Source organism: Streptomyces sp. PKU-EA00015 (genome assembly GCF_013387495.1).
In the GTDB taxonomy this organism is placed as follows: Bacteria; Actinomycetota; Actinomycetes; order Streptomycetales; family Streptomycetaceae; genus Streptomyces.
On the sequence record NZ_JABZEE010000095.1, the window covers coordinates 1 to 4,386 of the forward strand.

Here is a 4,386-nt window from a genome sequence, read left to right on the forward strand (position 1 = left end):
CACCAAGGCCAGTGACGACCTGTCCCAGAAGCTCGACCGCTCCCCGACCGTGCCCGAACTCGCCGCGGTGCTGGGCGTGTCGGAGGAGGACGTGGTCGACGGCCTCGCCGTGGGCAACGCGTACACGGCCTCGTCGCTGGACTCCCCCTCGCCCGAGGACGACGGCGGCGAGGGCTCCCTCGCGGACCGCCTCGGCTACGAGGACAGCGCGCTGGAGGGCGTCGAGTACCGCGAGTCGCTCAAGCCGCTCCTGGCCAAACTGCCGCCGAGAGAACGGCAGATCATCATGCTCCGCTTCTTCGCCAACATGACGCAGTCGCAGATCGGCGAGGAGGTCGGCATCTCACAGATGCACGTCTCCCGGCTGCTGACGCGCACGCTGGCGCAGCTGCGCGAGGGACTGATCGCGGACTGAGTCCGTTCCGAGTCGGCTCGGACTCTTCTGCATTGACGGCCCGTCAGCGACACTGCCGCCATGCGGCGACGACGGCGGACCGGGATCGTGGCGGTGGCGCTCTGCCTCGGCGGGGCGCTGACCGCGTGTTCGGGCAGCGACGACGACGGGCGGATACCGCTCGGGGCGGCGGGCGCCGGTCCGGCGCCGACGGGCGCGGTCCCGCCCAAAGGCGGCGTCGTGCTGGTTCCCCTGGACGAACCGGACGCGTCCGGATCGCCGCGTACACCCGCCGGCCGTGACACCCCCGCCCCACCGCTGCCCGACGGGCCGTCCCGGGACGAGGCGCCCCCGGCCGCCGAGCGGCCTGGCACGGGTGCGGGCGACTCGGCGGACGCGCCCTCGCCGAGCTCTCCGGGCGACCCGTCGCCCCGGCCGCCGTCCCCTGCGCCGACGCCCGAGCCGCCGCCGTCCGGCAGCCCCGCACCTCCTGCGGGCCCGGCGCTGCTCCAGCTCACCGAACCGGTTCGCGAGGCGCTGGACGAGCGCTGGTGCGAGCGGGTCACCGTGGAGTTCCGCAACACGGGCGGGAGAGCGGCGACTTCGGGAACGGTCACGTTCGCCACGCACGTCATCGGCGCGCTCGGTATCGACTGGGCCACCATCGAGACGGCCCAGCCGCTGCCCGCGCCGATCGGCCCCGGAGCCGTACGGAAGAAGGTGTTCACGGTGTGCGTGGAGGCGTGGCGGGTGCCCCTCGGCATGCACATCGAGACGCGGGACGTCACGGCCGAGTGGACGTGAGCCCCGGCCGTACCGGTCAGCCGAGGGCGAGCCAGGCCACCGCGCCGAGGACGACGACGACGGCGATCACGCCGACGATCAGACCGACCCGCGAGGACGACGACTGCGCGGGGGCCGCCGCGCGGCCCTGCGGGGCGCCCTCGTCGACGAACGCACGGAACATCTGCGTGCTGCCCGCGGGGTCGTAGTTGCCCTCGGGGTTCTGGCCTTGGGGAGCATGGGGGTTGTGTGCCATGGGGCAGGACCCTAGCGAACCGCGGTGTCCGGCCCAACCCCGGGCGACCGCCCGACGCGGATTCCGGGCGTGATGACCGGCGCATGACGCTGCACATGCGCAGCCTTTTGGGTTCCTTTACCCGCCCCGGCCCGTTTTCGTTTGCCTGTAGCAACCAATGGATTCTATCGTTGCCCTAAGCAACGAGATGCTCGGGAGGGCCCATGGCGGAGCGGAGTCGGTTCGAGGAGCTGGCCCGGCAGATCAGCGCCATGGGCGCCGTGAAGCGGAGCGTCGCGCGGGTGCTTCCCCTCGAGTGCCCCTCCGGGTCCGCAGCCGTTCTGTCCCTCGTCGGGCGGTACGGAGAGATGCGGATGAGCCGCCTCGCCGAGCTGCTCGCCGTGGACATGTCGGTGACCAGCCGGCACGTGGCCCATGTGGTGGAGCGCGGCTGGCTGGAGCGTTCGCCCGACCCGGACGACCGGCGCTCGCGCATCCTGCGGCTCACCCCGGCGGGGACGGACCTGCTCGACGACCTCGGCCGTCGGACGACGGACATGTTCGCCCACTACCTGAAGGACTGGTCCGACGACGACGTCGGGCAGCTGAACGCGATGCTGGCCCGCCTCCGGGAATCCGTCGGCGACTGCCGGGCCCACGCCCCCCGTACACCCGCACAGACGACGTAAGGAAGTTCATGGCTACGACCACACCGACCGGTGTGCGGGGCGGCCACGCCAGACACGGGGACGGTCCCGCCCCCGACGGCGGCACGCCGATGACACACCGGCAGATCATGGAGGCGCTGTCCGGGCTGCTGCTCGGCATGTTCGTCGCGATCCTCTCGTCGACGATCGTCTCCAATGCGCTGCCGGAGATCATCAGCGATCTCGGCGGCGGTCAGAGCGCCTACACGTGGGTCGTGACCGCCTCGCTGCTGGCGATGACCGCGACCACTCCCCTGTGGGGCAAGCTCGCGGACCTGTTCTCCAAGAAGCTGCTCGTCCAGATATCGCTGATCATCTACGTCCTGGGCTCGGTGGTCGCCGGCCTGTCGCAGAACGCGGGCATGCTGATCGCCTGCCGCGTGGTCCAGGGCATCGGCGTCGGTGGCCTGTCCGCCCTGGCCCAGATCGTGATGGCCGCGATGATCTCCCCGCGCGAGCGCGGCCGCTACAGCGGATACCTCGGCGCCACGTTCGCCGTCGCAACCGTCGGCGGCCCGCTGCTCGGCGGCGTCATCACCGACACCGACTGGCTCGGCTGGCGCTGGTGCTTCTACGTCGGCGTGCCGTTCGCGGTCATCGCCCTGATCGTCCTGCAGAAGACCCTCAGGCTCCCGGTCGCTGGGGTCCCCCATGCCGCAGGCCAGGGGAGGGAGGTCAAGGTCGACTGGTCGGGCGCGTTCCTCATCAGCGCCGCCGTCTCACTGCTGCTGGTCTGGGTCACCTTCGCGGGCGACAAGTACGACTGGCTGTCCTGGCAGACGTACGCGATGGTCGGCGGCTCCGTCGCCCTCGGCGCGCTGTTCCTCCTCGTCGAGTCCAGGGCGAGCGACCCGATCATCCCGCTGCGGCTGTTCCGCAACCGCACCATCACGCTCGCCTCGCTCGCCTCGCTCTTCGTCGGTGTCGCGATGTTCGCCGGCACGGTCTTCTTCAGCCAGTACTTCCAGCTGGCGCGGGACAAGTCGCCGACGATGTCCGGCGTCATGACGATCCCGATGATCGGCGGCCTGTTCCTCTCCTCCACGGTGAGCGGTCAGATCATCACCAAGACGGGCCGCTGGAAGGCATGGCTCGTCAGCGGCGGTGTGCTGGTGACCGCGGGCCTCGGCCTGCTGGGCACCATCCGCTACGACACGGCCTACTGGCAGATCGCGCTCTTCATGGCGGTCTTGGGCCTCGGCCTCGGCATGATGATGCAGAACCTGGTGCTGTGCACGCAGAACCAGGTCGCCTCCTCGGACCTGGGCGCGGCCAGTTCGGTCGTCACCTTCTTCCGGTCCCTCGGCGGCGCGATCGGCGTCTCGGCGCTCGGCGCGGTCATGGCCAACCGGGTCACCCACTACGTCAAGGACGGGCTCGCCGAACTCGGCCCGCAAGGCGCGGCGGCGGGCCACGGCGGCACGGCCGGCGGCTCCATCCCCGACCTGGACGCGCTGCCCGGCCCCATCCGCACGGTGATGGAGACGGCGTACGGACACGGGGTCGCGGACGTCTTCCTCTACTCCGCGCCGTTCGCCCTGGTCGCCTTCCTCGTGACCCTGTTCGTCAAGGAGGTCGCCCTGAAGAGCGACGCCACGGAGGAAAGCGCCGCACCCAAGGCCCTGGCCGAGGCGCCCGCCCCCGACCGGACGTGACACCTCCGCCACCTCGGGACGGGCCGCCGACCCGTGGGGCGGGATGTGCGCCGCCCTCCGCAGCGCTACGAGGCCGCCGTCAGGTCGTAGAGGGTCGTGCCTCCCACGGTGACCTCGGTGAAGTTCTCCTCGATCCATGCGGTGATCTGCGCGGCGGCGCCTCCGCCCGGACCGTTGCGCATGCCCTCGCCCGCGGAGACGAACCAGTGGATCCGGCCGTCGGCGACGTACTGCTTGAACTGCGCGAGGGTCGGGGAGGGGTCGCTGCCGTTGAAGCCGCCGATCGCCATCACGGGCTCGCCCGTGGCGAGTTGGTGGCTCGCGGCGTTCTGGGAGCCGACGGCCGCGGCGGCCCAGGTGAAGTCGTCCGCGTCCTGCTCGATCCTGGCCGCGGTCGCGGCGTCGACCGTCGTGCCGCCGAGGAGCCCTCCCGGGCCGTGCTCGCCACGGGAGGGGGCGCCGACGGGCATCGGCCCCCGGCCCTGCGCCGGCCCCTGGCCGCCCCGGACCGGCTGCCCGGGAAGCTGCATCCGGCCGTTCGCCCGGCCGTCGGCCCGGCCGCCCGCCCCACCGTCCGCCTGCGCGCGCGGCGGCGTCCCGGGGCCACCCTCG

At 72.0% G+C, this 4,386-nt stretch carries 5 protein-coding genes and 1 pseudogene; 4 read left to right on the forward strand and 2 right to left on the reverse strand.

The window, feature by feature from the left end:
- Together HW130_RS34370 and HW130_RS34375 are read left to right on the forward strand one after the other, a co-directional pair.
- On the forward strand, window positions 1-415 hold a 415-nt coding region (locus HW130_RS34370), incomplete at its 5' end, for a sigma-70 family RNA polymerase sigma factor (protein ID WP_177153697.1).
- Window positions 416-475: 60 nt separating this feature from the next.
- Window positions 476-1,198 (forward strand): hypothetical protein, encoded by a 723-nt coding sequence (locus tag HW130_RS34375; RefSeq protein ID WP_177153698.1) that lies wholly within the window; start codon window positions 476-478, stop codon window positions 1,196-1,198.
- Between the two features lie 16 nt (window positions 1,199-1,214).
- Here the strand turns inward: HW130_RS34375 and HW130_RS34380 are convergent, their stop codons facing one another.
- The gene (locus HW130_RS34380) at window positions 1,215-1,433 is read right to left on the reverse strand and encodes a hypothetical protein (protein WP_177153699.1); all 219 of its coding nucleotides are present in this window, start codon (window positions 1,431-1,433) and stop codon (window positions 1,215-1,217) included.
- A 203-nt stretch (window positions 1,434-1,636) separates the two neighbouring features.
- Here HW130_RS34380 and HW130_RS34385 point away from each other — a divergent pair, with 203 nt between their 5' ends.
- The gene (locus HW130_RS34385; RefSeq protein WP_177153700.1) at window positions 1,637-2,101 is read left to right on the forward strand and encodes a MarR family winged helix-turn-helix transcriptional regulator; all 465 of its coding nucleotides are present in this window, start codon (window positions 1,637-1,639) and stop codon (window positions 2,099-2,101) included.
- 8 nt (window positions 2,102-2,109) lie between these two features.
- Window positions 2,110-3,774, forward strand: coding sequence for an MDR family MFS transporter (locus HW130_RS34390; protein WP_218184307.1), 1,665 nt, complete (start codon window positions 2,110-2,112; stop codon window positions 3,772-3,774).
- A gap of 65 nt (window positions 3,775-3,839) precedes the next feature.
- Here the strand turns inward: HW130_RS34390 and HW130_RS34395 are convergent.
- A pseudogene (locus HW130_RS34395) lies at window positions 3,840-4,386 on the reverse strand (glycosyl transferase); the annotation flags it as partial.